This window comes from Phyllobacterium sophorae, from assembly GCF_003010965.1.
GTDB lineage: Bacteria > Pseudomonadota > Alphaproteobacteria > Rhizobiales > Rhizobiaceae > Phyllobacterium > Phyllobacterium sophorae.
The window spans coordinates 129,064-153,206 of the sequence record NZ_PGGM01000006.1 but is presented as its reverse complement, the minus strand read 5'-3'; the positions used below and the strand labels follow the sequence as shown (position 1 = coordinate 153,206).

General features: G+C 55.1%; 24 protein-coding genes. 16 read left to right on the top strand and 8 right to left on the bottom strand.

The window, feature by feature from the left end:
• Nucleotides 1-99: 99 nt before the first annotated feature.
• Both CU103_RS15150 and CU103_RS15145 read right to left on the bottom strand, forming a co-directional pair.
• Nucleotides 100-1,128, bottom strand: coding sequence for an amino acid ABC transporter substrate-binding protein (locus CU103_RS15150; RefSeq protein ID WP_106664874.1), 1,029 nt, complete (start codon nt 1,126-1,128; stop codon nt 100-102).
• Nucleotides 1,129-1,334: 206 nt separating this feature from the next.
• Entirely contained in the window at nt 1,335-2,147 is an 813-nt protein-coding gene (locus tag CU103_RS15145; protein WP_162707241.1) for a phosphatase PAP2 family protein, read from the bottom strand.
• Nucleotides 2,148-2,246: 99 nt separating this feature from the next.
• On the opposite strand from CU103_RS15145, the gene CU103_RS15140 reads away from it, so the two are divergent.
• The 3 genes from CU103_RS15140 to copM all read left to right on the top strand — a co-directional run bounded on the left by CU103_RS15140 (nt 2,247) and on the right by copM (nt 4,299).
• Nucleotides 2,247-3,413 (top strand): cystathionine beta-lyase, encoded by a 1,167-nt coding sequence (locus tag CU103_RS15140; RefSeq protein ID WP_106664873.1) that lies wholly within the window; start codon nt 2,247-2,249, stop codon nt 3,411-3,413.
• A gap of 58 nt (nt 3,414-3,471) precedes the next feature.
• Nucleotides 3,472-3,831 (top strand): hypothetical protein, encoded by a 360-nt coding sequence (locus tag CU103_RS15135; protein WP_106664872.1) that lies wholly within the window; start codon nt 3,472-3,474, stop codon nt 3,829-3,831.
• An 87-nt stretch (nt 3,832-3,918) separates the two neighbouring features.
• Nucleotides 3,919-4,299 carry a CopM family metallochaperone gene (gene copM / locus CU103_RS15130; protein ID WP_106664871.1) on the top strand — a complete coding sequence of 127 codons (381 nt, stop codon included), beginning with the start codon at nt 3,919-3,921 and terminating at the stop codon, nt 4,297-4,299.
• Nucleotides 4,300-4,362: 63 nt separating this feature from the next.
• On the opposite strand, the gene CU103_RS15125 is transcribed toward copM, so the two are convergent.
• Nucleotides 4,363-4,701 carry a BRA0787 family protein gene (locus CU103_RS15125; RefSeq protein WP_106664870.1) on the bottom strand — a complete coding sequence of 113 codons (339 nt, stop codon included), beginning with the start codon at nt 4,699-4,701 and terminating at the stop codon, nt 4,363-4,365.
• 389 nt (nt 4,702-5,090) lie between these two features.
• Here CU103_RS15125 and CU103_RS15120 point away from each other — a divergent pair, with 389 nt between their 5' ends.
• The 3 genes from CU103_RS15120 (at nt 5,091) to CU103_RS15110 (ending at nt 7,227) form a co-directional block, all read left to right on the top strand.
• Nucleotides 5,091-5,924 (top strand): FkbM family methyltransferase, encoded by an 834-nt coding sequence (locus CU103_RS15120; protein WP_106664869.1) that lies wholly within the window; start codon nt 5,091-5,093, stop codon nt 5,922-5,924.
• Between the two features lie 234 nt (nt 5,925-6,158).
• On the top strand, nt 6,159-6,485 hold the full coding sequence (locus CU103_RS15115; protein ID WP_106664868.1) for a hypothetical protein: 327 nt from the start codon (nt 6,159-6,161) through the stop codon (nt 6,483-6,485).
• 247 nt (nt 6,486-6,732) lie between these two features.
• A complete protein-coding gene (locus tag CU103_RS15110) occupies nt 6,733-7,227 on the top strand; it encodes a hypothetical protein (protein ID WP_210203772.1) in 495 nt (164 codons plus the stop codon).
• Nucleotides 7,228-8,344: 1,117 nt separating this feature from the next.
• Here the strand turns inward: CU103_RS15110 and CU103_RS15100 are convergent.
• A complete protein-coding gene (locus CU103_RS15100) occupies nt 8,345-9,331 on the bottom strand; it encodes an MlaD family protein (RefSeq protein WP_106664866.1) in 987 nt (328 codons plus the stop codon).
• A gap of 203 nt (nt 9,332-9,534) precedes the next feature.
• On the opposite strand from CU103_RS15100, the gene CU103_RS15095 reads away from it, so the two are divergent.
• From CU103_RS15095 to CU103_RS15080, 4 genes are all read left to right on the top strand, one after another.
• Entirely contained in the window at nt 9,535-10,434 is a 900-nt protein-coding gene (locus CU103_RS15095; RefSeq protein ID WP_106664864.1) for a LysR family transcriptional regulator, read from the top strand.
• 126 nt (nt 10,435-10,560) lie between these two features.
• Entirely contained in the window at nt 10,561-10,851 is a 291-nt protein-coding gene (locus tag CU103_RS15090; protein ID WP_106664863.1) for a DUF1236 domain-containing protein, read from the top strand.
• Between the two features lie 336 nt (nt 10,852-11,187).
• Nucleotides 11,188-11,739, top strand: coding sequence for a PRC-barrel domain-containing protein (locus CU103_RS15085; RefSeq protein WP_106664861.1), 552 nt, complete (start codon nt 11,188-11,190; stop codon nt 11,737-11,739).
• Nucleotides 11,740-11,835: 96 nt separating this feature from the next.
• Entirely contained in the window at nt 11,836-12,831 is a 996-nt protein-coding gene (locus tag CU103_RS15080; RefSeq protein ID WP_106664859.1) for a LacI family DNA-binding transcriptional regulator, read from the top strand.
• On the opposite strand, the gene otsB is transcribed toward CU103_RS15080, so the two are convergent.
• Complete coding sequence (otsB, locus tag CU103_RS15075; RefSeq protein ID WP_106664857.1) at nt 12,813-13,574, bottom strand: trehalose-phosphatase; 762 nt, start codon at nt 13,572-13,574, stop codon at nt 12,813-12,815. The two genes, CU103_RS15080 and otsB, sit on opposite strands and share 19 nt — an antisense overlap.
• Before the next feature lie 141 nt (nt 13,575-13,715).
• On the opposite strand from otsB, the gene CU103_RS15070 reads away from it, so the two are divergent.
• The 4 genes from CU103_RS15070 (at nt 13,716) to CU103_RS15055 (ending at nt 19,371) form a co-directional block, all read left to right on the top strand.
• Nucleotides 13,716-15,152 (top strand): alpha,alpha-trehalose-phosphate synthase (UDP-forming), encoded by a 1,437-nt coding sequence (locus CU103_RS15070; RefSeq protein ID WP_106664998.1) that lies wholly within the window; start codon nt 13,716-13,718, stop codon nt 15,150-15,152.
• A 50-nt stretch (nt 15,153-15,202) separates the two neighbouring features.
• Complete coding sequence (gene treY, locus CU103_RS15065) at nt 15,203-17,884, top strand: malto-oligosyltrehalose synthase (RefSeq protein WP_106664855.1); 2,682 nt, start codon at nt 15,203-15,205, stop codon at nt 17,882-17,884.
• A 111-nt stretch (nt 17,885-17,995) separates the two neighbouring features.
• Nucleotides 17,996-18,445 (top strand): pyridoxamine 5'-phosphate oxidase family protein, encoded by a 450-nt coding sequence (locus CU103_RS15060; protein ID WP_106664853.1) that lies wholly within the window; start codon nt 17,996-17,998, stop codon nt 18,443-18,445.
• A 203-nt stretch (nt 18,446-18,648) separates the two neighbouring features.
• Nucleotides 18,649-19,371, top strand: a complete 723-nt coding sequence (locus tag CU103_RS15055; RefSeq protein ID WP_106664852.1) for a DUF2270 domain-containing protein — start codon at nt 18,649-18,651, stop codon at nt 19,369-19,371.
• A gap of 79 nt (nt 19,372-19,450) precedes the next feature.
• On the opposite strand, the gene CU103_RS15050 is transcribed toward CU103_RS15055, so the two are convergent.
• On the bottom strand, nt 19,451-20,650 hold the full coding sequence (locus CU103_RS15050; protein WP_210203771.1) for an HPP family protein: 1,200 nt from the start codon (nt 20,648-20,650) through the stop codon (nt 19,451-19,453).
• A 438-nt stretch (nt 20,651-21,088) separates the two neighbouring features.
• On the opposite strand from CU103_RS15050, the gene CU103_RS15045 reads away from it, so the two are divergent.
• Complete coding sequence (locus CU103_RS15045) at nt 21,089-21,859, top strand: SDR family NAD(P)-dependent oxidoreductase (protein ID WP_106664996.1); 771 nt, start codon at nt 21,089-21,091, stop codon at nt 21,857-21,859.
• A gap of 64 nt (nt 21,860-21,923) precedes the next feature.
• On the opposite strand, the gene CU103_RS15040 is transcribed toward CU103_RS15045, so the two are convergent.
• On the bottom strand, nt 21,924-22,556 hold the full coding sequence (locus tag CU103_RS15040; protein WP_146147803.1) for a hypothetical protein: 633 nt from the start codon (nt 22,554-22,556) through the stop codon (nt 21,924-21,926).
• A 105-nt stretch (nt 22,557-22,661) separates the two neighbouring features.
• On the opposite strand from CU103_RS15040, the gene CU103_RS15035 reads away from it, so the two are divergent.
• Nucleotides 22,662-23,429, top strand: coding sequence for a hypothetical protein (locus CU103_RS15035; RefSeq protein ID WP_106664848.1), 768 nt, complete (start codon nt 22,662-22,664; stop codon nt 23,427-23,429).
• A 24-nt stretch (nt 23,430-23,453) separates the two neighbouring features.
• Here CU103_RS15035 and CU103_RS15030 read toward each other — a convergent pair whose 3' ends face one another.
• The gene (locus CU103_RS15030) at nt 23,454-23,927 is read right to left on the bottom strand and encodes a VOC family protein (protein ID WP_210203770.1); all 474 of its coding nucleotides are present in this window, start codon (nt 23,925-23,927) and stop codon (nt 23,454-23,456) included.
• Nucleotides 23,928-24,143: the final 216 nt, after the last annotated feature.

Below are 24,143 nucleotides of genomic sequence, written 5' to 3'. Positions count from 1 at the left end.
CTCGTTTCTTTTAAACGTTTGTTCTTATTATTATTTGTTTTTTTGGAGAGGAGGGGGCAGAAGCCCCCTCACCCGATTCTCTGATTATCGCTTGAGCGATTAGCGGATCGGCATTGCGTATTGCAGACCGCCCTTGCTCCATTGCGCATTGATGCCGCGCGCAATCTTGAGCGGGCTGCCCGAGCCGATGTTACGTTCAAACACTTCGCTGTAGTTGCCAACGGCCTTGACGATGTTGATGACCCAATCATTGGTCAGGCCGAGGTCCGTTCCGAGCTTGGTGTTGGCTTCCTGACCGAGAATGCGCTTGATTTCCTGGTTGTCGCTCGTCTTCAATTCTTCGACATTGCCTTGGGTGATGCCGAGTTCCTCTGCCGTCAGCATCGCATAATGCGTCCAGCGAATAATGTCGGCCCATTGTGCGTCACCCTGACGAACGACGGGTCCCAGCGGCTCCTTCGAGATAATCTCCGGAAGCACAACATGATCGGCAGGTGCCGACAGCGCCAGCCGGTAAGCATAAAGGCCCGACTGATCGGTCGTATAGACGTCACAGCGTCCCGAATCATAGGCCGCGTTGACCTCTTCAACCTTCTCGAACACGACCGGATTGTATTCCATCTTGTTCGACTTGAAGTAATCGGCGAGGTTCAGCTCAGTCGTGGTGCCGGCCTGCACGCAAACGGAAGCCCCCGACAGCTGCAGAGCGGAATTGATACCCGACAGCTTCTTCGAATTGATCATGAAGCCTTGGCCGTCATAATAATTCACGCCCGTGAAATCGAAGCCCTGCGTATCGCGGCTCAGCGTCCAGGTGGTGTTACGGATCAGCACGTCAATTTCACCGGACTGGAGAGCCGGCAGACGATCCTTCGCTGACAGAGGGGTGTATTTTACCTTGGTTGGATCTCCAAAAATTGCAGCAGCGACAGCGCGGCAATAATCGACGTCGAACCCGGACCATTCGCCCTTATCGTTCGGTGACGCAAATCCCGGGAGACCGGTATTGACACCGCACTGGAGAAAGCCCTTCTTCTTGACGTCGTCAAGTGTACCAGCAGAGGCTGCGGTCGCCAGGAGAACCAGCGCCGAGGCAGCCAGCGCGCCCTTCAAAACAAGATTTTTCATCACAAATGTACCCTTTGGTTGTTGCCCGTAGTTCCCAGAGAGGAAAACTCGATATTGGCGGGTAACCCCTCACCCCGAAAAGGGTCCAATACCTCTCCCATTCACGCCTGCATCGAAGGCCATTCTGTCTCTTTGGTCAAGGGATAATCTTTGCTCAATATTGCATCACGAAGCTCTCCGCGGCTGCACCGGGGCTTAATTTTCGATTATTTCTTGTTCAGATTGCTCTCAGGCCGCCAAAAACGCTCGCGAAAACGCAAAGTCGGCCAGAATCGCGTCCCGTCGAAAAGAAATGCCGTACGGCGTCCGGCCAGGAATCTGGCAAGCGCCACCGAGCACAGAAAGCCGACGGTGTACCCAGCCAACACATCAGTCGGATAATGCGCGCGCGCTATGATGCGGGTAAATGCGATGAACATTGTGCCAAGGATGACCGGCGCGCGCCAGCGCGGAAACCACAGGGCAAGGACGGCGCCCACGGCACCCATCGTCGTCGAATGACCGGACGGGAAACTGGCAAAGTTATATCCCGCCTCAAGCGGGGAAAAACTGGTTGCCCCCAGCGTATCGATAAACTTCGGCCGGGCACGGCCAATGAGGAACTTCGCAATATTCGTCAGAATCCCCGACAACGCGATTGCCCAGAAAGCAAACGTGGCCTGCGCATAGACCAGACCGAATCGGATGCGTCTGTGCCGGGCGATATTGCTCCAATCGATACCGATAAGGCACACGGCAATTGCAAAAGCCGGGATGAGATACCATTGCGACAGACCAATATCGGTCAGGTGTCGCACACGGCTCAGCGGACCATAGGATGACAGGTTTCGCGAAAGCGGTTCATCATAAGGATGAAGCAGCAGGATCAGGAAGAAGATCAGGACAGCGGCCATGGACATGCCGTTCGTCCAAGCTGGCGGCGAACCGGGATATGCGGGAACCTGCATGCGACGCAGAAAACGCGCAATGGAACGGCCAGCGCGCCGCAAAGCGGATTGCGCTTGAGCTGTCTTCGTCATCTTCTCATTCCGAGTCAGCAAACATTCTCTCCTGTTGCAACCGGCACGCGGTGGCATTATCGACTTCTCCCAGTGCATACAAGATGTGGAGACGACCTCATGGATAAGCAACCGGCGAAACTTGGTATCAATACCAGGCTTGCCCATAGTGGCTATGACCCGCGCGACTATCACGGTTTCGTCAATCCGCCCGTCGTTCATGCGTCGACCGTATTGTTTCCCGACGCCGAAACCATGGCGAGCCACAAGCAGAAATACACCTATGCGACGCACGGGACGCCGACAACAGACGCGCTTTGCCGCGCGATCGACGAGCTGGAGGGGTCAGCCGGAACACTCCTCGTCCCGTCCGGCCTCGTGGCAGTGACAGTTCCCCTCCTTGCCTTCCTCGTTCCGGGCGATCACCTTTTGATGGTTGACTGCTGCTACGGCAATACAAGGCACTTCTGCAACACGATGCTGAAGCAGTTCGGTATCGAGGTCGAATATTACGATCCGCTGATCGGGGCAGATATTGAAAAACTGATCCGGCCGAACACCCGCGTCGTCTTCACTGAATCGCCGGGATCCAACACGTTCGAAGTCCAGGACATTCCCGCCATTGTCGAAAAGGCGCATGCCGCAGGGGCAATCGTCATGATGGACAACACCTGGGCAACGCCAATCTATTTCAAGGCGCTGGATTTTGGCGTCGATATCTCGATCCACGCGGCGACAAAATATCCATCCGGCCATTCCGACATTTTAATGGGCACGATCTCCGCCAACGAAAAATGCTTCAAGAAGCTCGATGCTGCCTATACGGCGCTTGGCCTTTGCGTAAGCGGCGATGATGCCTATCAGATCCTGCGCGGTCTGCGCACCATGGGACTGCGCATGGAACGGCATGCGCAGAATGCGCTCGAAATCGCCAAATGGCTGGAAGGCCAGGACGGCGTTGTCGAAGTGTTGCATCCCGGACTTGAAAGCCACGCTGGTCACGCATTGTGGAAACGCGATTTCAGCGGCGCCGGCGGCGTGTTCTCCATTGTTATCGACGGCAGCGTAAAACAGGCGCATGCATTCTTGAACGCACTGCGAATTTTCGGCCTTGGCTATTCGTGGGGCGGTTATGAAAGCCTCGCTCTGCATGTCCATCTGGGTGGCAGGGTCATTACGGGACAGAACTATGCCGGCCCGCTGATTCGACTGCAGATCGGTCTTGAGGATACAGCCGACCTGATCGCCGATATCAAAAATGCACTTGCCGCCGCCAAGGCAGTCTAGAACTCAAATGAACAGAAGGTGACTTCAATCCGGGCATCGTCCTTGCTATGAAGGCCCAATGAACAGGTTTGCCGCAATCATTGCGTTTCTGGCCGCACTGAGCATAGGGTGGGTGCCCGTGCTGGCGGCACCCGGCGGTCTGGCCGCAGCAATCGATCCGCACAATGCCGTTGCGGCTGAGGCCTTACCGGCAGCGATCCAAATGCACCATGCCCGTGCCTGTGCGGGCCAACAGCACCATTGCCCTGGAGCTGCCAAACAGCAGCATCCCACGATGTGCGCTGCCTGTATCGGGGTACCTGCAGTCCCGCTTCAGGCACTGGTCACCGAACAACCCAAGACCTTCATCCCGCGCGGCAACGCGTTGCCGCTCGTTGCGCAAGCACCCAAGCCCCTTCCGCGGCCTCCCCGTCCTTGATGTGTCTCGTTCGTTTTCACGCACAGGTGAGCCGGGCCCGAACCTGCGCGCAGATTATTGGCCCATGGAAAGATCACGACAATGAGAATGACATTGCTTCACAGCGCAGCCTTGATCTGCGCCGTCGCCCTCGCCTCGACAGCCATGGCACAGGACCACACGTCGCATGAGACCATGAAGCATGATATGACAGCCGCGCCAGCCGGTGATCAGAGTGCTTCGTCGAAGGCATTTGCTGCAGCCAACGCCAAGATGCACACGGATATGGCGATCACGTTCACCGGTAAGCCGGACAGGGACTTCGTGCTTGGCATGATCGCGCATCACCAGGGCGCGATCGATATGGCAAAGATCGAACTCGAATACGGCAAGGAGGCGGAAATCCGCAAACTGGCGGAAGAAATCATCGCCGCCCAGGAAAGTGAAATCAGACAGATGAAAGACTGGCTGCAGAAAAACGACGGCTGATTGCAAAATGGTTCACCCGCCGGTTTGCGGCCGGCGGGTGAACACTAAACTCGCATAGGAACCTTACTGGCTCATTTCATGGCTGGCGGCCCGCTTTTGCAGGCACAACTGCCAGAGACTGTGAGCGGCGTCGGCATAGGTCGACGTTCCCGCCTTGAACTCGGCCGAGCGCAATGGCAACAAATCTTCGACGACATCGAGCGTGCGTGACGGAAGAATATCCGTGCACGTCCACAGCCGCCGGAACACGGTGCTGATCGCGACCTGCCTGTCATTGACGTCAATTACGGGTTCATCGTTACCGAGTTCCCAATCCTCCAAGGCGTCAATCGCGTCCTGAAAGGCATTATGCAATATGATAGGCGCATGGCCGTCATGAAGTGGGTGCAGCAAACCAGGCATTCCTGTCTCCTCACTCTTTCGTCGCACTGCCGGGGGCTCCCGGAAATGGAATCATAAGGGCGGAATGGCGGTTTCAGCAAGCGCAAACTGCGATACCATACTATTTAACTAGACATATGGGATTAAATCGAGTTTTAGCTATAGTTTTAACGTTCATTATTAATCCATTGCATTGATATGCTCGATTATATTGTTGAATATTAAACGTTTTATTTGTTTCTCTACAAAGGGTCAGGGGAGATAGGCAAGCGGAATAATTGCCGAATCGCCGGCCGGTCAACCGGTCACAGCCCAAAATGATCGCGTTGCGGCGGTTTGACTGCTGGAGTTACGCGGGTTAGCATCACGCCATATTATCCGATTTATTTTTTGAACTGGACCTTATTTCAATGTCTTATTTTGAGCGCGCCGGATTTGAGCCCCGGCCGAACCTTCTTACTGATGCAGTCAAGCGTTTGAGCGGCTTCCTGACTTTCCGGCCTTTCGTGAAATTGCCGCAGCTTCCGTTTTTGGGAAACGCCTCCCCAAGCGATTTGAATATTATTGATGGCGATGACGTCGGTCCCGATATCCCGCAGCCCAGCTATGTCGGCAGCATTTGCCGTATTCTTCGTTCCGCGGGCGTATTCCGGGAAAACGCAACCGTGCTCGAACTGGGCGCAGGATCCGGCGTGCAAACAGTGGAAATCGCCACGTGCGGCGCGTTTGCGCTTGTCGTCGCTGTCGAACCGGAAGCGGACAATTTTTCAGCATTGCAACGAAAAATGGACGAGAACGAGCTGACGGATGTTGTCTGCTGCCTTCCATGTGCTGTCGGCATCATCGACGGCATGACGAATTTCTATGTCAATCGAGAAGACAGGCAGCGAAGCAGTATCAAGCAGCGTACTGATTTGATGGTCAGAACTGCAATGAGCACGGTCAGTACGATTTTGCAGGATACCGGCATTGCGCCGGATGAAGTTGCCTTGATCTGGATCGATATCGAAGGGTATGAGGCGATTGCCTGCCTGGCCATGACCGAGATAATGGCGCAAGGGGTGCCGATCCATGCGGTGCTTTCGCCGGATTGGTATCACGCGGATCAAGGCTCGAGCCTCATTCGCTATCTGGCCACCTACTATCATCGTTGCGTCGTGCTTGATGATCCCTCGCGGCACGTCATCAGTGTGTCGAAAATTCCGCTGGATCGAGGCAGAATCCGAGTTCTTCTCATCGATTGATGCTGGCGATTCGACGCGACGCGCAGATTCGCGGTGTTGCTGCATCCTCAGTAGATTCAAGTGCACGATATGCGCAGTCACCATGACGAACGCATAGGCAGATCCGGCCGCAATCTCACTCGACATTTTTCTGATCGACCTTGCCAAAGCAGCGCCATTGGCCCATTCATGTCCCACCATGAAAACCAAATCCGATTTGGGATTTTGCACTGCGCGACCGGGGACATTGAACATATGACGAAACGGCACCTCCAGGTGATCATGCTCACCGCCCTGCTCACCGGTTGCGGTAATATTCAGGGCCAGCTCGACAGTGAGAAAATTTCGTCGCTGCGTTATGACACGGTCGAGTGTCCGGCACTTGTCGCACAACGCAACCAGGCTGCCGCCGAAATCAGCCGCCTGACAAATGGCGCCGGCTATCAAGATCCAAACGTCATTACCGGTTTAGGGCCAGTTCTACCCGACTATCGCACCGCCAATCAAAAGAAGGCTGGCGCATTGCAGGGGCAGGTCGATTCCATGGGCCGGTCTATCGACCGCAGGAAGTGCGCTGGTTAAGTCATCGTACTGGGTGAAAGAGAGCCACTGCCGCCCAGCCAGCTGCAGCTTCCGCCGCTCCTCGCACAATTAGCCATTGTGCGTGCAATTTGGCGCTCGGTGACCACACGAGAAATACTGACATTCTTGCAGCAAACAATATGATTGCTTGTTGAAATGACCGATTTACAACGGGCTTTAAACGTTGTTTCGTATTGATCATCCGACTCCAAATGGAATCGAACGCAATGCAATTGGGGGCATCAACATGATCTTGGGTATGACACCGTTTACTTTATTCCACGTGATTCTGAGCTTGATTGGTATCGTTTCCGGCTTGGTTGTTCTGGCGGGTATGCTGGCTTCCGACAGAAAAGAAGGCTGGACCTTGATCTTTCTGATAACAACCGTCGGTACGAGCGTGACGGGCTTCCTGTTTCCGTTCGGAGGTTTTACCCCGGCTATCGGATTCGGGATTATCTCCATGGTCTTCCTCATCACGGCGATCATCGCGCTTTACGTCTGCCGCCTCGCCGGCGCCTGGCGCTGGATCTATGTGGTGAGCGCAATCGTCTCGCTTTATCTGAACGTCTTCGTGCTGGTTGTTCAGTCGTTTCAAAAGATACCGGCGTTCAATGCCCTTGCGCCGACGGGGTCTGAACCGCCATTTGCGGTTGTGCAGGGTGTGGTTCTCGTGCTGTTTGTCTATGCCGCGTATCTTTCTCTCCGGCGCTTTCATCCGCTCCGTACTTTAGCGGCATAAGATAAAGGATAGTGCGCCTAGTACACCTTCTCACGGCAGTTTGATCATCAGACAACCGCAATCCCGAAGCGGAAAGCATCAATCTTAGTTGAATAAACGCGAAACTAGGCGTACACCTATCAGCTTAGCGAATTGTTAGGTTTCGGCCTTCCGGTATAGACCGGGAGGTATTGCTCTTCTCCAGGGAGTGACCAAATGGGAGACGTGACGCTTCATACCCCCCATAATGCAAGCTGCGCGACGCCGCAAATACTACAAAAAGTCCGCGAGGAAATGCCAAAGAAGCCGTCCAGCCCGAATAAGCTTTCGGATATACTGAGACGTGCCAAAGGTGGATTTACGCACCGCCGGTTTAAACAACATACCGCATAATTGGCGATTGAATTCGCCAAGCCGTATTAGCCGGCCAAGCGCCGGACAGCGCTGCGACGTCGCTTGCCGCACAGCTTGATTGCGCTGTACCGGTTTGCGCGTCTGGCTGTTTGGCGATACAATATCCCCTCAAAAATCGGTGAGGTTACGGATATGCGTGATCTTGATTTTATTCTCGCCATAATCGTGGTTGCTTTGCTTGCATACCAGGCAACGCCCCATTGGCGGCGCTAAGCATCCCTGCGCTCCCGGCGGTTAATGGTATTTTCGAACTTTCGAGCTAGTTCTATAGCCTGAATTGTTGAGTTGTTTTCGAACTGCCGCTGTGGCCTGATGCGACCTGAGCCGCATGTATTTCTAGGCTCAAAGTCCTCTTAATCACTGTTTTCATTGGCAGATGTAGGGAGGCACCAATGGAAGAGGAGGATGACAGAAAGGAAAAAGGGGATTACACGCCATATCTCACTTCGATTTGGGGCTACCTCATAATCTTTTTGATCATCATACCGATCGTTTTGTACTTGGGCCGTCAGTTCGGAAGGTAGTTGCTTGTGTCGTATACTGGCTTGATCAAGAGGGTGAGAAACCCCGCGGCAACTACATTTAACGAGTCGAATGACGAAAGCGCGTTCTCAATCGACAATGAATTCAAAGCCTATCTCTACTGGCCGCTGGCGGCCGTCTTGCTTGCGATATCCATAGCCAGCTATCTGGTCGGAATGTATTTCGCTTCCTGACATTCCGCTTAGCGCGGAGCTTCGTATTCCGGGACTTTGTAATCGCTACCGAAAATCAGTTTTTGCGGATTATCCTCGATGTCCGAAACACCTCTTTCAAGGCGCTGAACAGAACGGCGGCTGGCGGAAACAAACTTCTGCGCCTCGCGAAGTTTGTCGCCGGTCAGGTTGGCGAGATTGTTCATGACGGCCACGAGTTGAGCGTTGAGATCCTTCGCCTGCACCTGGTACGATCGAAGCTTGGCCTGGACTTCGCTCACAATGCTGTCCTTGTCATTGGATAGCTGTTTGTCGGCCCTGGCAAGGCCGTCATCGATCTTGACCGAAGCAGAATTGACGCGTGCGATCACCTCGCGTGCGTCCTCCATGACGTCTGCGACGCTTCGCGCTTTCTGGCCATAGTCATCGATCAAGCCAGTGCTGGCCGCAAGCCGGTCGGTCGCGGCCTTGGCCTGCTTGATACTTTCCATAAAAGGCCCCCTGGTATCGGCCACATATTTTTCCGTGGCAGCCGTCGCCTGATCGACTCGTTCAATCCAGTCCTGCGCGGTTTCGACCAGCGTCTTCAAGGATGTTGGATCAATATCCATACGGGCGACTGTGTCTTCCTTTTCCGCCTCTTCCAGCAATTTCGGCTCATAGGCCTTGCCGCCTTTCAACTCGATATAGGCGCGCCCGGCGAGTAACTCAAATGCCAGCGTGGCGACAGTGGATCGGGTGATCGGTGTGGTCAAGTCGATATCAGTCTGGACGATGACGGCGTCTGGATTGGTCGAATCGACAAAAAGACGACGTACTTCCCCGACCTTCAAACCATTGAAATAGACCGGGCTTTTTGCTGCGAGGCCGGTAACCGATCCTGGAACGCGGATCTCCAGCGTGGTGGTTTCGCGCGTCTCGCCGTAGCGGCCGATCCAGTAAAAGAAGCCGAATGCAAGGAGACAGACCACCAAGCAGAAAACCGTTACGAGCATATAGTTGGCTTTGGTTTCCATTGGTTTTCCGGAACGACTCCGCATCTGGGGATCAACACCCCTCATTACCGCCTTAACCTGCGGCAAATCAATGGCGAACAGGGCAACGCTCCGGGTTTGACGAGACCGATTGCAGCGATGTGATTTTACGGGACGGTATGGTGATTGCAGGATGTTCGGGTTAGCCTGATGGTTTACCAGCCCCTATCCGGAATATTCGAACGATGATGAAGCTTGAGGGAATTTACACCTTTGTGGCCGTGGCAGAAGCCGGGTCAATCAGCGAGGCCGCCCGACGCCTGCGTCTGTCGAAATCCGTCGTCAGCGAGCGGCTTGCCGAGCTGGAGAGGCAAATCGGAGCAATCCTGCTGCATCGGACAACGCGCAAGCTTACCCTGACTGAAGATGGGGCGGCATTTCTCGAACGCGCATGGCGGATCACACGCGATGTCGAGGAAGCGGCCGCCGACATGGGCGAGCGCCGTGGCAAGCTGGTCGGACCGCTGCGGATCTCTGCGCCTGTCACATTCGGACGCATGCACCTGGGCCCTGCCCTCTATCCGTTTCTTCTTGCCCACCCCGATATAGAACTAACACTCGATCTCGACGACCGCCGCGTCGATGTGGCCGCTGGCGGCTATGATGCTGTCGTCCGCCATGGTGCCATCGCCGATTCACGGCTGATGACCTGGCGTCTCGCGTCGAGCCACCGCGTTCTGGTCGCTTCGCCTGCCTATCTCGACCTGAATGGCAGCCCGGTTTCCATCGACGAGCTCGACCGCCACAAAGGGATATTCTACGCCAACCGCGGTGTCGCCGACTGGAGCTTTGCCACGGCAAACGGCGCCACTCTGGTACGTGGACGAACAGGGCTCAACGTCAACAATGGCGACATGATGCGGGACGCTGCTATTGCGGGTCTCGGCATTGCGCTGTTGCCCACCTTCATCGCCGGCGCTGCGATCAGGTCTGGTCAGCTGCAAGTGATCAATGTTGGGCTAGAGGCCGAGGTGGAATACATCTACGTCGCCCATCCGGAGGGACGCATGCCCTCTGCCAAGCTGAGGGCTTTTGCCGGCCATCTGCAGAATGCGTTTGGAAATCCGGCCTACTGGGACCGCTGATTGAGGGCGCAGACTTTGCCCCCCGTGCAAGGCCAGCCGCCCCACCAAGCCGCAATATCTGGAACAAAATGAACATATCATCAGTTTGGGATGCTGGAGGAGGCGTCAACCACAGGAGGAAGAACCATGAAACGGATACTTCTCTTAACCGCAGCAATGATGATGGCAGGCGCAGGGTACACCTTTGCGCAAGACACGGTGATAGTCGAAGTTCCGCAACCTGCACGGGAGTATGTGATCGCTCATCCGTCAGATCCTGTCGTCATCGAGGGCGATGTTGCGGTCGGCACCGTCATTCCGGAAGATGTGGATCTGGTAGAGATCCCCGACAGTCCGGATTATGCCTACGTTTACGTCGACAAGCAGCCCATCATCGTTTCAAAAAGGGATCGCAAGGTCGTATATTTGGCGCGATAATCAAGGGATTCCGGGAATGTGCAGTACCTCGAAGGGATTGCGTGTTCCCGGCCCCCAATACGCAACCAACGCACTTTCTCAGTGTCGCTCACTTGAGCAGTCATCTCGCGCATTTCAATTTGCTTCAATGCTCGCAGAGGAAAGACGGCCCGCCTGAAATGCGGTTGCTTGAGAGCGAGGATCATGCTGGGCTGCCGGTGGTGAAAAAGATGCCATTTTCCTGAATTTTTTCGCGTTCTTGGGAACCTACAGCCTGCTTCTTTGTTCAGTCAGGGAGTGAGAGTCTTCAAGCAAGATCATGAAAACTCTCGGTGTCAACGAAAAGGAGTACGCAAGATGATGAAGAAACTCATTGCGGCCGCCGCATGTGTGGCCTTCATGTCGGGCACAGCGTTGAGCCAGACTGCTCCGGCACCCGCCGAAAATACTGTACCGCTAACCGTCACGAATAAGGAGCTGTTCAAGCCAGCTGCGGGAGCACCTGCGGCAGCGCAGGATGCCGCCGCTCTTACCAAGGCTTTGGAAGGGCAGATCCTAGCTTCCGGATTCATTGGGAAGCCGGTCTATAACGGTGACGGGGACAATGCGGAGACAATAGGAAAGCTCAACGACCTCGTCATAGGGCCTGACGGAATGGTTCAGGCAGCTGTGATTGGGGTCGGCGGTTTCCTTGGTGTCGGCGAAAAGGATGTCGCGGTTGCTCCCAATCAGCTCAAGCTGTCCACGCGAAGTGACGGCAATAGCTGGCTGGTCCTGAACACGACAAAAGATCAGTTGAGCGCTGCCCCCGCATTCGAAAGATCGGCCAATTTTACCGACGGTGTCGCTGATCCCATGAAGACAGGCGCAACCACAGCTCCAGCCGCACCGGAAACACCGGCGAAATGATCGCCTCTGACAAAGAAGCCGCTGTTTCGCGCAGCGGCTTCTTTTTGTCGTTCTCGATCTGAGAGCGATGAGCCCAGAAACAGAGCCTGAAACTGAATGAAGCTAAAAGATCTGGCACGCGAACTGGGACTTTCCCTGACCACCGTTAGCCGAGCCTTGAATAACTATCCCGAGGTCAGCGATGATACTCGCGCCCGTGTCAAGCGGGTTGCGGACCGGGTGGGATACCAGCCGAATATCATCGCGAGGGGACTAGCTGTCGGTGAGATCGGCGCAATTGCGGTCATGGTGCCCAAAGAGTCCACGTCTTATCTCGACCCGGATACCATCGAGTTTCTTGTGGGTATCGCGGAAGTCCTCGCTCCGGCAGGACAAGACATTTTGCTGGTTCAATCCTCCCGGGATGAAAGCCTGGAAACCTGCCGCAATATCATTGAAAGCCGGCGGGCGGACGCTATCATAATTTGCTACCCCGCCCCCGTTGATAGCAGAGTCCGCTTCTTGGCCGACGCCAATTTTCCATTTGTCGTCTATGGCAAGTCGCGCACGCCCGTCGCCCATACGTGGGTTGATATCGACCACAGGGACGCCGCATTTCGATCCACTGCATTTCTGTTCGAGCGTGGACATGAAAAGATTGCGGCTATCGAAGGCCCCGTGCAATTTGCCTTTGCGGAAGAGCGAATGGCAGGCATCCGGCGGGCCTTCGACCAATTCGAGCTGCCGCCGTGCATAATAAACGACACGTTCTGCGACTATACGGGATATGAGCACACGCTGCGCCTGCTCAGGCAGGCCTCACCGCCGACGGCCTTTGTCTATGGTTCACTGCTCAGTGCGATTGGGGGAGGTCGAGCGATCCGCGAGCTGGGTAAACAAGAAAGGATTGCGGTCGTCACGCAAGACAATGGCGTTCCCTATCTCAGCCCAAAAAACATACTGCCGCGAATGACCATGACCTCATTTCCCATTCGCGAAGCGGCGAAACGGGTTGCTCAACAGACTATTCGGATGATGGACGTCAATGCCGCCATAGAAACAGAATCGTGGAAACCCCGGCTAATATCGATTGCTCAATCGGGGCGCGATTGAGCGAGTTGCGAAATCCAACGCCGAATGGAATTTGCAGAATCCACGCTGGATCTCGCCACGCTTGCGTGCGCCAGCGTCCCGACCCTGATCGATCTGCCGGCCGTCATATTGACAAATTCGAACATCTTCTCGTCGGTAAGATCATCCCCTACGGCGATAGGCCTGCGCCCCTTGAACGGCGCAACGGCCATCAATCTTGCAATGGCAGTGCCCTTGCTGGATGCGCCCGGATGAATCTCGACGACCATCTTTCCATCCTGCCGCGCCCAGCCCTGGCCAAGTTGCGTCAGAACTGTCTCAACAAGGTGATCGACGTCTGGACGGGCTTCCGGTGCCTGCCGGTAGTGGACGGCGATAGCAATTCCCTTGTCCTCCACAATCATACCAGGCCATTTCCTCGCAAGGCCGCCCAGTTCCCGCCGTGCGCCGTCGAGCGCGTTCTTATCGACAGCGCTGCGATCGATTTCACCGTTTCTCTCGTGTCGTATTTCCGTTCCGTGCAACCCGGCTGCCGGAAATCGATACGGGTCGAAGAGTTCATCGATGGAACGTATCGAGCGGCCGCTGACAAGTGCCAGTGCGCCACCCATGCGCAACGAAATTGCAGCGAGCTGGTCAGGCAGCCCAGGTGGCACGATCACTTCGCTGGGTGTTTCGGCAATATCGATCAACGTGCCATCAATATCCAGGAACAACGCCGAGGAGTTGAGTTCGGTTGGCAGCGGCTCATTGATTTTGTTCATTGTTTCCCATCACTCGCTCAGCATACTCGAGCGAATTGTTGCCCCTTGCGCACGACCAATCAATCCCTTGTGAAAATTTGAACGGAACAAAAGCCCAATCGGGAAGTTAGACCCTACTCGATGAAAACTAAGGAATTTGAAATGGGACGCCTGGTTGCAGTCTCAAATCGCACTGGCGATTTGGGAAGGAAAACACAAACCGGGGGCCTTGCCGTCGGCATCGTCGACGCTCTCAAGAGCAGCGGCGGGATGTGGGTTGGATGGAGTGGTGAAGTTGCCGACGATGCAGATGCATCAAACGCGCAGTTGGAAACATATGAGAACGTGACCTCCCTGACAGTATCATTGTCAGTTCAAGAGCATGAGAATTATTACCTCGGCTTTGCCAACAAGGTGCTTTGGCCCTCCTTCCACTATCGTCTGGACCTCATGGATTACCGGACCGAGTTCGCCAAATGCTATGCGGCGGTGAACCGGAAATTTGCCGATACAATTCTCCCGCATTTGCGCAACGATGATCTGATCTGGGTGCATGATTATCACCTCATTCCACTCGCTTCGGAATTGCGGCGGCAGGGAAGCGCGCACCGAATTGGCTTCTTCCTGCACATTCCCTTTCCTTCCGTTGATGTGTTTTCGGCAGTGCCGCGTCACGGATGGCTGCGAGAATGCCTGTTGCAGTACGACCTGATCGGCTTTCAGACCAAGAATGATGTCCAAAATTTTTGCCGATATCTGAAGGAGCACTCCGAAGCCAAATTTCTTTCGCCAAATCTGATAAAATGGAAGGGCCGCATGATCAGCATTGGCAATTTTCCGATCGGCATCGACGCGGGCCGGTTCTCCGCCATGTCGCACGAGAGCGATGACGGGATAGAATTTGAGCGCACGCGGCGCAGCCGCCTCAAGCGCTTCCAGGTTATCTCGGCAGATCGCCTCGATTACTCCAAGGGACTTCCTCAACGTATGAAGGCGTTCAGAAAATTCCTGGATTCCTATCCCGAATATCTGGGTCGCGCAGAGTATCTGCAGATCGCTTCGCCGTCGCGTGAGGATGTCACGGCTTATGCCGACATTCGTGCGGAACTGGAGCAATTGACGGGCGCAGTCAATGGCAAATATGCGGACTTCAACTGGGCGCCGATACAATACATCAACCGGAACATCCCTCGAGAAAAACTGGCGTTGTTGTTTCGATGCAGTCTCATCGGTCTCATCACCCCGCTACGCGACGGAATGAACCTGGTGGCAAAGGAATACATCGCCGCCCAGGACGCCGAAGATCCGGGGATACTCATATTGTCAAAATTTGCCGGTGCCGCGGAGGAGTTGGAGGATGCGCTCATCGTCAATCCCTACGATACAAATGAAGTGGCACAAGCCATAAGAAGAGCGGCAATAATGCCCATGGAAGAACGCAGAACGCGATACGGCAATCTTATCAGCCAGATTTCCGACCATGACGCACAGCTGTGGCAGGACGAATATCTTGCTGCGCTTCGATCGGTGCAAACAGACGCTCCGCGATCCGCCGGGCCGTCGCGCCAAAACTGGAACGTGCCAAGTTCCCGGCATTAACTCTTGTGAGATTTCCTGTGAGATTCTGAAACAAACAACTGAGTGGAAGCATGTATATCCCCAATTCAGCCTATCGAATCCAGTTGCACACTGACACGACATTCAAAGAGACTACTGATGCGATTTCATATCTGAAGGCGCTTGGGATCGATGCCCTCAGCGTGTCCTCTCCGTTCCAGTCCGTCCAGCTTGGTGAGAGTGACCTGACAGCAACTGTTCCGACAGGACTTGACCTGCAAATGGGTGCCGAGAGCGGTTTCGCCGAGCTGAATTCCGAGCTCTCAAGAGCAGACATGCATCTTATTGTCGATCTGAATCCCAACCATATGCCCGCATCGCATGAGAATGCATGGTGGTTTGATGTGCTGGAATGGGGCGGCAGCGCAAGGTACGCCAACCATTTTGACATCGATTGGACAAGGCCAATTACACTTCCAGTGCTGGATCGCCCGATTGGCGAGGAAGTAGAGGCCGGAAAATTTCAGCTGGCATTCGAACGGGAACATGCGAGTCTCGGCGTTTCTTATGGAGGCCAGTTCTATCCCCTGACGCCATCCAGTTACCGCAAAGCACTTGAGGGCGTCGCCAACAAGGCTGCCAAAGCCCTGATCGCAACGGCGAACGATGCAACTCCCGCTGCGCCGGGCGATTTTCACTCTGACGTATTGAGAGAACTTGACGATGCCGATGTCACCGAGCGGCTCGAGATAGCGGCGGGCCTGAACGATATTTCCAGTGATGCGAACCGGCTGACAGAGCTGATGTGTTTGCAGAATTGGCGATTGGGGGTCGCCAAGGGCGCTGCCGAAGCCATCAGCTACCGGCACTCTGCCGATTCGAAACGCACTGTCGGTCTGCGGATTGAAGACAAGGACGTTTTCGCTGATTACCACAAGTTAGCGCTGGCATTGTTGGATCAGACCCAGATCCGGGGATTCAGAGTCAACGGCATCGACGAACTGGCGGATCCGGCAGGATACACCAGGCAGCTGCGGCTCCAGGCCGGTGACGACACATTCGTGGTCACTGACAAGATCTTGCTGGACGGCGAAAAATACATGGACGATTGGAACGTGAACGGCACTGCGGGCTATGAATTCATCTCCACCGTCGCGGATCTTTTCATCGACCATGGCGGACTCGCCAAGCTGCAGCAAATGTACCAGTCAGAACTGGAAACCAGCACTGAGTTTCCCGGCGACTACCGGTATGCGAAAGCCACTATTCTGCACAGCTCATTCGCAGACGAACTCGATAAATTGGCTCAACGATTGACTGAATTGGAACCGCCTCACGCCGACGAGTTGCTGTTGCGCCGCGCAGTCGCAGAACTCGTCGCAGAATTGCCGATATACCGCACCTACTCCAAGGATGGCACGTTTTCCCCCTTCTATCTCGACACACTCCAATCCGCGGCGGAGCAAATTTCCGATCGCGACGGACAACCGGCCAACGAGCGCGAGACACTCGCATTTATTCTTCGCATCATGAGTTCAGAGGAAACGGCCTCCAGCCCCGAAGCGGCGAGATCATTTACAGTTCGCTTCCAGCAGTTAACTGCCGCCGTAATGGCGCAAGCCATACAGAAGTCGTACCGGTATGCGCGTGGTCCGATTGCCCTTGACGAATTGATGTTGAATGCGGGCGCCACGGCTGATCCGATTGGCGCCTTTCATCAAAAGATGATCGAGAGAGCGGTCAAAGTTCCGTCCGGTATGCTTGCGACATCATTTTCTTACGCAACGAAGTTTGGAGAAGACGCACGGATGCGTCTGCTGGCCCTTTCAGAAGCCTCAGATGTTTGGGCAGGAGCGGTCGATCGTTGGCGGCGGCACCACGCTGGCAATCTGGCGACGATTGAAGACATGATCGTTCCCGACCCAAGGACCGAATGGCTGATCTATCAAACTCTGGCGGCAATCTGGCCAGTTTCATTGCGTATTGACGATGAAGCCGGCATGACTTCAGTCCGCGAGGATCTGATTGCATTCGTGGAGCGGGCGATTCGAGAATCGGAGAAACAGTCGTTCTGGACGGGCGTCAACAAGCCCTACGAACAGGCGGTCCTGAATTATGTCGACCGCATCTTCATGGATAAAGTCTTCCTTTCCGAGTTTGTGGAAACGATGAAGCCATTTTGGCTGACTGGTGCGCTGAACAGTTTTTCTCAAACCGTTTTGAAGCTTACGGCTCCAGGAATTCCGGTGGTCCATAGCGGTGCTGAAACGTGGGACTTGTCGATCTCTCCATCCCTGAAACGACGCCCCGTCAACTTCCAGGATTTGAAGGATCAGCTTGCCTATGCCGATCAATCGCCGCTGAATTTGCTTCTGGAAGACTGGGACTCCGGCTGTGTGAAGCAACGAATCGTAAAGTCCCACCTGCAGGTTCGCCAGGAAAGAGCCGAACTGTTTGCAGAAGGTGACTACACGCCTCTCACAGCAACGGGCAAGCAGGCCGATCATATCGTGGCGTTCTATCGCCAATTCCAGCAACAATACGCTGTGGTCGCCGTCCCCAGGCTGTGTTTCGACATGTTGAAACCGTTCAACAGGCCGGTTCTACCGCTGCCTGAATGGGAAGACACTTTCCTGCAGATACCCGATGCACTCGCCGGCAAAGAATTTCGCCATGTCATCACCGGAAATGTGCAGATTTTAGGCAGCAAGTTTCCGCTCGTGGAGGGCTTGCGGGAATTTCCCGCGGTCACGCTGATTTCAGAGCGTGTCTAAGCACACCTTGCGCACAATCTTGCATGAACTATCATCGGACCGCAGGCAGTCTCCACCCATCCTCCATGCGAGGCGGCCAGTTGAGTCCAATGACGCCAAACGGGGCACAGCATGATTATTCACGAGATGACCAAACAGGAAGTTCGGGAAATGCTTGAACGGGCAAGCATTGGACGATTGGCATGCGCAAGCAACAACCAGCCGTACGTTGTCCCGCTACGCTTCGTCTACAATCGCGTTTATCTCTATTCATTTACAACGCTGGGGCAGAAAATTGAATGGATGAGGGAAAATCCCAAGGTCTGCGTGGAATTTGACGAGATCGATGGTACCAACGAATGGAAAAGTGTGGTTGTAACCGGAAGGTTTGAAGAACTGACAAATTCTCCTGAACATGCGGGAGAGAGAAACAGCGCCCACGACCTCCTGAGCAGGTCAGCCGAATGGTGGCAGCCCGGTTACGTGAAGACGGTCATTCGCGAGCAAGAACGACCGCTGGAACCTGTCTACTTTCGTATTTCCATTGTAGAGACATCGGGCCACAAAACGGTCAAGGCTTAACAGAAGCCTGCAGGCGCAGACGGTTTTCCGTTAAAGCCTGGCCGGGCGACCGGCGATCCCCCTCAGGCTCCAGCCGTTGCTGGAGACCAGCGTTGCGCGACCAGTTCATCCTGAGATTTCCGGCCAAGTCTCACCGGCCTTGACACGCCACGGGCACAGGAACAAAGCTGGAACAGGAGGGAGGATACGGACGGGAGGCGGACATGGACGAGGTTCACGAACAACAACTGGGCAGCGACACAACGGTGAAATCATCAACGCCGCCGTTTCCAGCAACCACGGCCGAGTACATCACGGTATTGGCGCATTTCCACCGCGCCGAGATGGGCCGGATGGCGGGCTGGCGCGACCGGATCGACCGAACAACCAACTGGGCAATTACCGGCGTTGCAGCGATGCTGTCGCTATCGTTGTCGACGCCCACATCTCATCACGGCGTGCTCCTCTTCGCCATGGTGCTGGTGCAACTTCTGCTTCTTATCGAGGCGCGGCGCTATCGCTTCTTCGACGTATACCGTGGACGAGTGCGACGACTGGAAAAGTACTATTTTGCCCAGATCCTTGCCCCTCTCCCCGCGGCAGACAACAGCTGGACGCGTCTGCTTGGTCAAGATTTGCGTAAGCCGCAATTCTTGATCTCCATACGCGCTGCAATGTCACGCAGACTGCGGCGCAACTACCTGTGGATGTTCCTCATTCTGCTTTTGGCCTGGGTGCTGAAAATATCCACACCCAAATTGCAGGATGAGGGTGTAGGGCTCGACGTGGCCCGATCGTTTCATGAGATCATCGGCAACGCCGCATTTGGGGCAGTACCAGGCTGGATAATCATCCTGCTGGTGATCTTGTTCTACTGCTGGCTCGCCTACGCTGCCCTCCTTGTCAACGATCCTGACGAGACGGAGCACAGCGAAGTTCGTGTTTGATTGGGTGAATATCAGTTTGACCACTGACGCTGATCGACGATCGGCAAGCTCGATGACCTGCCCATGCAAGGTGCTTTATCTAAGCTGCGCGCGTGTCTTCGGAGGCCGCCTGCGGTTTATCCGGTTGCTCGCTCGCCCGCCGGAACAATGCAGCGATCAGGTCGGACTGTGTGACGATGCCAACGACCCGATTATTTGCGTCCACCACCGGCATGTGATGCAGCCCCATATCGGCCATCGGGGGCACAAGTTTGGCGATCATGGTTTCAGGCAGCGCTGATTGCACCCGGCACGTCATTATGTCGGCCACGGCATGCTTCGATTGACGCGCCAGGCGCAGCTTGTTTCCTACCCGCACCCGCCAGCCGAGATGAAGCCGGCCGTCTTCCGCCAGAAGCGAGGCGCGCATAAAGTCCGTCTGGGTGACAATACCAACCAATTCGCCATCCTCTGCGGTGACGGGCAGCGCTTTAATCCGGTGACTGATCAGGAGTTTCCACGCCTCACGCAGAGGCGTCGCCGGGCGAACAGTCGCCACATCTCTGGACATGATATGCGAACAGGTGATCTCGCCGGACCGTCGCTCATAGGCGCGTATCTGCGCCTGATGCAGCAAGGTATCAAGTTCGTCCGGGCTTACGTTTACGATCTCGTCATATTGCGCGAGTACATCCTGCAAATCGCTTGGCACAAATCCAATCCGCTCGGTTGGAACCGGATCAGCCGTACCATGGACATTGACCTGTGGCGCTGGCAAGAGATGAGGATAACGGCGGCCCGTCAAATTATTGAACAACAATGCCGCCGCCAGCAGAAGCAACGAATTGAGACCGACTGGCCAAAGAACAAAGGCATAGCCTTCAGCATGAACGACCGGCCCGCCCAATACCGCCGTCAGCGCGACGGCACCGCTCGGTGGATGCAGGCAGCCGAGAGCGAGCATCAACCCAATTGCCGCGGACACCGCAAGCGCCGAGGCGATGATAGGGTCGGGAACGAACAGGGCGAACGTCACTCCAATGAACGCCGACATAATGTTACCCCCGACGATTGACCAAGGTTGTGCCAGCGGACTTGTCGGAGCCGCGAAAAGGAGCACTGCCGACGCGCCCATGGGAGCAATAAGCAGTGGCAGACTGACATCCGGACCAAGCGCCAGCTTGCTGATCACGCCTGTCAGGAGAATCCCTACGAGTGCGCCAAGACAAGCCCGCATGCGCTCTGTCTTGCTGATCGGCGCTACGTTGGGCATGAGGCGCCGTAGAAAGCTCAAAAGCATCGATGCATAAACCCGTTCGAATGTCTGGCTGCGATTGCGTTGTCTTACGCGCAAGTGAAATGTCTGATGAAATCAATAGCAGCTCGCCCAATATTTAGGCAACGAATAGACATTCCCATTCCACGCTAAACTGAAAATTAGATTCCACTTCAAGCCCCTTCCCTGGGCGAATATTCCAGCAACTCCGCTGGTGTTAAAAATGCGCCATTGGCAGGTCTCCATCGAAACACGAATGCGCACATACAGAATTGCCGATGTCCTGGCGTGTAACCGTAACGTACTTGCGCTGCTGGCGGTGCTTGATCGAAGCTATTGCGAAGCCTCATCATCTTGACGCCGGCCCCGCGACAAAAGCCAGCGCGGCGAAAAACTCTGGGGCTTTATGTGGGAAGCTCCAGACGAGCCTGTCTTGCGATTGCGGAGGATACCGTGGAAGGTCTGCACAAACACGCACCGGATTTTGGTCTCGCAGGAAAAGTGACATTGGTCACTGGTGCCTCACGCGGCATTGGCAGGGCCTGCGCCCTCGCATGCGCCGCCGCAGGTTCCGATATCGTTCTCGGCCTGCGTGACATTGCTGCATCCACGGCGTTGATTGTGGAAATAGAAGGAATGGGCAGGAAAGCCCTTCCTGTCCGGCTCGATATCTCGAATCGCGGCGAAATTGAAACATCCGTCGCCAAGGCGATTGAGCATTTTGGGCGAATTGACGTTCTGGTGAACAATGTCGGCGTCGCCCCCGGCGATCTCGCTGAGCGCGTGGCGGAGGCGGACATTGACGAGATTCTGCAGGTCAACATCAAGGGCACATTTCTGATGACCCAGACCGTTGCCCGGCAAATGATTGCACAAAAAGCCGGACGCATCATAAGCATAAGCTCCCAAGCCGGCACCGTGACGCTGCGTGGGGAGGCAATCTATTGTATGAGCAAGGCCGCCATAAATCATCTGATGCGCTGTCTTGCTGGCGAGTGGGCGCAGTATGGTATCACGGTCAACACCGTTGCACCGACATTCATCTGGACCGATGGAACGAAACCCGCGCTGGCCGATAAAGATTTCCGTGACAGAACGCTCGGACATATTCCCTTGGGCCGGATCGGGGAAACCGATGATGTCGTGGGTGCTGTCGTCTTCCTGGCGTCGCCGGCGGCTTCCCTTATCACGGGATTGAACTTGCTGGTCGATGGCGGATGGTCGGTTTCGTAGGCGATCCCGACTGAGTTCAAACCAGTGGCCGGCGGCTTAAAAGGCCGTAACAACCTATTGTAAATCAACGAATATTTAGAAAAGCAGGCAGCCCTGCCCAATAACGGCAAAGTCTGAACGTCTTTGCGCGTGCCCCCCAATTTTTCGAAGGATCAGGCCGATATGCTTGAGCCACATTCACAGCATTTTGAGGGTGATCGGCATCAAGCGTTATGATGAAATCCGGCACATGGCCGAACCATCCGATGATGGTTGGCGACCAAAGCATCCCGATTGAAGCGGACCGGAAATGGAAGTGATCCGGGTTTAACGGCTTCCCCTCTTCCGCGCAAAAAGTTGCTGTCGCCCATCCTGCCAATTCGAAAGCGGGCAAGACTGTCATTGTCGCATTAATCGACGTGATGGTCTCTGGTGGCGTCGGGCGAGACATGATCATATGGCGACCGTCAGTCAGGATTTGGGATGAAAGATGTTTCTGATCAAGCAGAGCGTGCAGAACAGCAGAGGCGACGTTCTGAGGGATGATTCTTGCCATATGGATATGTTGAACGCGAGCACCACGGGCCTGCGTTTGAAGCGATCCTGGCTGAACAAGATCACAGCGGGGTTGATGAAAAGCATGGTCAATGGTGGGCTTGGGACGAAAACAACAATAGTGAAATTCACGAGTGGTGGATTTCCCTATTAGAGTGTTCACTTGCCTTCCCAATTCACATGTCTCATTAGACGCCGATTTCCGGCGTTGCATCCCTCTCAAGGGCTCGGCAACACGTCGCGCTCATCGTCGACACACCGGTGCAAGATGAAACGGCCTGAACTTACTCAAATCCTTCTGGTTGCCGCCGCCCTTGGCGGTGCCATCGCGCTCTATGCACCGTACCTTTCAGCGCATTGGTCCATCTCACCGTTCGGTGACACGATCTATCTGACCGGACCACTGTTCTGCGATATCTCACGCAGTGTGATGGCGGGCGTGTCGCCGTTGATGAACTGGTCGACCTTCGAAGCACTTAACTACAATCCGCACGTAGCTCCCTACTATCCGTTCTATCTTTTCGGCTGGCTCGACTTCTGCTCGGCCACGGCCGCCGCACAGGCTACTGACATCATCGTGATCGTTCATGTCGCGATCTTCTCGATCACAATGACGAGCCTCATTAGAGCGACCGGAGCAGGCCTTGTCGCCTCAATTGGCGGCGCAGCCATCGCCGCGACCCTCCCGAATACCTATACGATTTCTAACTTCCCGACCTTTATCGCGGCTGCGGCTTGGCTTCCCCTGGCCACCGAGGGTCTCGTCCGCCTTTACTATCACCGGCAGTTTGCACTCGGCGCCCTGCTGCTGGCAGCAGGAACGAGCGCCATGGCTAGGCAAGGTATTCAACACCGTCGATCTACACGTCCGCGAAGGTTATTCGCGCCTGCCGTACACATTCGTTGTGGGGCTCGCTTTCAAGGCGGAGTAACGCAAGACCTGCGACCTCTTGGTCATCTGCCGAGCGGGCTACCAGACCAGCTCCACTCCCCCAAACGGAATTTTGTGCATCGCTTTCCATGTTGGAAACCCTAGAACTTGATAGACCAACAATGGAACTCAGCCGCGCCGCGCAGCCTCGATAGCAGCGACATCGATCTTCTTCATATCCATCATCGCCTCAAAAGCGCGTTTTGCTTCATCGCCACCAGCAGCCATCGCTTCGCTCAGCACGCGCGGCGTGATTTGCCAAGAGACGCCCCATTTGTCCTTGCACCAACCGCATGCACTTTCCTGGCCGCCGTTGCCGACTATGGCATTCCAGTAACGGTCAGTCTCTTGCTGGTCATCGGTGGCGATCTGGAATGAGAACGCCTCGTTATGTTTGAAGGTTGGCCCACCGTTGAGGCCGATGCATGGGATACCTGCAACGGTGAATTCAACCGTAAGCACGTCGCCCTTCTTGCCGGATGGGTAGTCGCTGGGCGCCCGGTGGACAGCACTTACAGAGCTGTCTGGAAAAGTCTCAGCGTAAAACCTGGCTGCTGCCTCGGCGTCCTTGTCGTACCATACGCAGATCGTGTTCTTGGCAATTGACATCACTCGCCCTCCCTGTCGAAGACCATACTGTAATCTGTGCAGAACGCGATCAACTGTCAAAGGATGCAGAGAGAGACATTTTTGGGAGATAAATCTCCGTCTGCCTCAAGCTGTTGCTCGAGGTGGGTTTGACCGGGGCCAACGCCGGCGAGGCTACTCCACCCACGACAGCTGCAAAGATGGCAAACAACATTTCGGGCGCGAACGCCA

Bases quoted from the DNA above. Each gene is read 5' to 3' on its own strand.
- CU103_RS15150 (WP_106664874.1), bottom strand. From the start codon at position 1,128: ATGAAAAATCTTGTTTTGAAGGGCGCGCTGGCTGCCTCGGCGCTGGTT.
- CU103_RS15145 (WP_162707241.1), bottom strand. From the start codon at position 2,147: ATGACGAAGACAGCTCAAGCGCAATCCGCTTTGCGGCGCGCTGGCCGT.
- CU103_RS15140 (WP_106664873.1), top strand. From the start codon at position 2,247: ATGGATAAGCAACCGGCGAAACTTGGTATCAATACCAGGCTTGCCCAT.
- CU103_RS15135 (WP_106664872.1), top strand. From the start codon at position 3,472: ATGAACAGGTTTGCCGCAATCATTGCGTTTCTGGCCGCACTGAGCATA.
- copM (WP_106664871.1), top strand. From the start codon at position 3,919: ATGACATTGCTTCACAGCGCAGCCTTGATCTGCGCCGTCGCCCTCGCC.
- CU103_RS15125 (WP_106664870.1), bottom strand. From the start codon at position 4,701: ATGCCTGGTTTGCTGCACCCACTTCATGACGGCCATGCGCCTATCATA.
- CU103_RS15120 (WP_106664869.1), top strand. From the start codon at position 5,091: ATGTCTTATTTTGAGCGCGCCGGATTTGAGCCCCGGCCGAACCTTCTT.
- CU103_RS15115 (WP_106664868.1), top strand. From the start codon at position 6,159: ATGACGAAACGGCACCTCCAGGTGATCATGCTCACCGCCCTGCTCACC.
- CU103_RS15110 (WP_210203772.1), top strand. From the start codon at position 6,733: ATGATCTTGGGTATGACACCGTTTACTTTATTCCACGTGATTCTGAGC.
- CU103_RS15100 (WP_106664866.1), bottom strand. From the start codon at position 9,331: ATGGAAACCAAAGCCAACTATATGCTCGTAACGGTTTTCTGCTTGGTG.
- CU103_RS15095 (WP_106664864.1), top strand. From the start codon at position 9,535: ATGATGAAGCTTGAGGGAATTTACACCTTTGTGGCCGTGGCAGAAGCC.
- CU103_RS15090 (WP_106664863.1), top strand. From the start codon at position 10,561: ATGAAACGGATACTTCTCTTAACCGCAGCAATGATGATGGCAGGCGCA.
- CU103_RS15085 (WP_106664861.1), top strand. From the start codon at position 11,188: ATGATGAAGAAACTCATTGCGGCCGCCGCATGTGTGGCCTTCATGTCG.
- CU103_RS15080 (WP_106664859.1), top strand. From the start codon at position 11,836: ATGAAGCTAAAAGATCTGGCACGCGAACTGGGACTTTCCCTGACCACC.
- otsB (WP_106664857.1), bottom strand. From the start codon at position 13,574: ATGAACAAAATCAATGAGCCGCTGCCAACCGAACTCAACTCCTCGGCG.
- CU103_RS15070 (WP_106664998.1), top strand. From the start codon at position 13,716: ATGGGACGCCTGGTTGCAGTCTCAAATCGCACTGGCGATTTGGGAAGG.
- treY (WP_106664855.1), top strand. From the start codon at position 15,203: ATGTATATCCCCAATTCAGCCTATCGAATCCAGTTGCACACTGACACG.
- CU103_RS15060 (WP_106664853.1), top strand. From the start codon at position 17,996: ATGATTATTCACGAGATGACCAAACAGGAAGTTCGGGAAATGCTTGAA.
- CU103_RS15055 (WP_106664852.1), top strand. From the start codon at position 18,649: ATGGACGAGGTTCACGAACAACAACTGGGCAGCGACACAACGGTGAAA.
- CU103_RS15050 (WP_210203771.1), bottom strand. From the start codon at position 20,650: ATGCTTTTGAGCTTTCTACGGCGCCTCATGCCCAACGTAGCGCCGATC.
- CU103_RS15035 (WP_106664848.1), top strand. From the start codon at position 22,662: ATGAAACGGCCTGAACTTACTCAAATCCTTCTGGTTGCCGCCGCCCTT.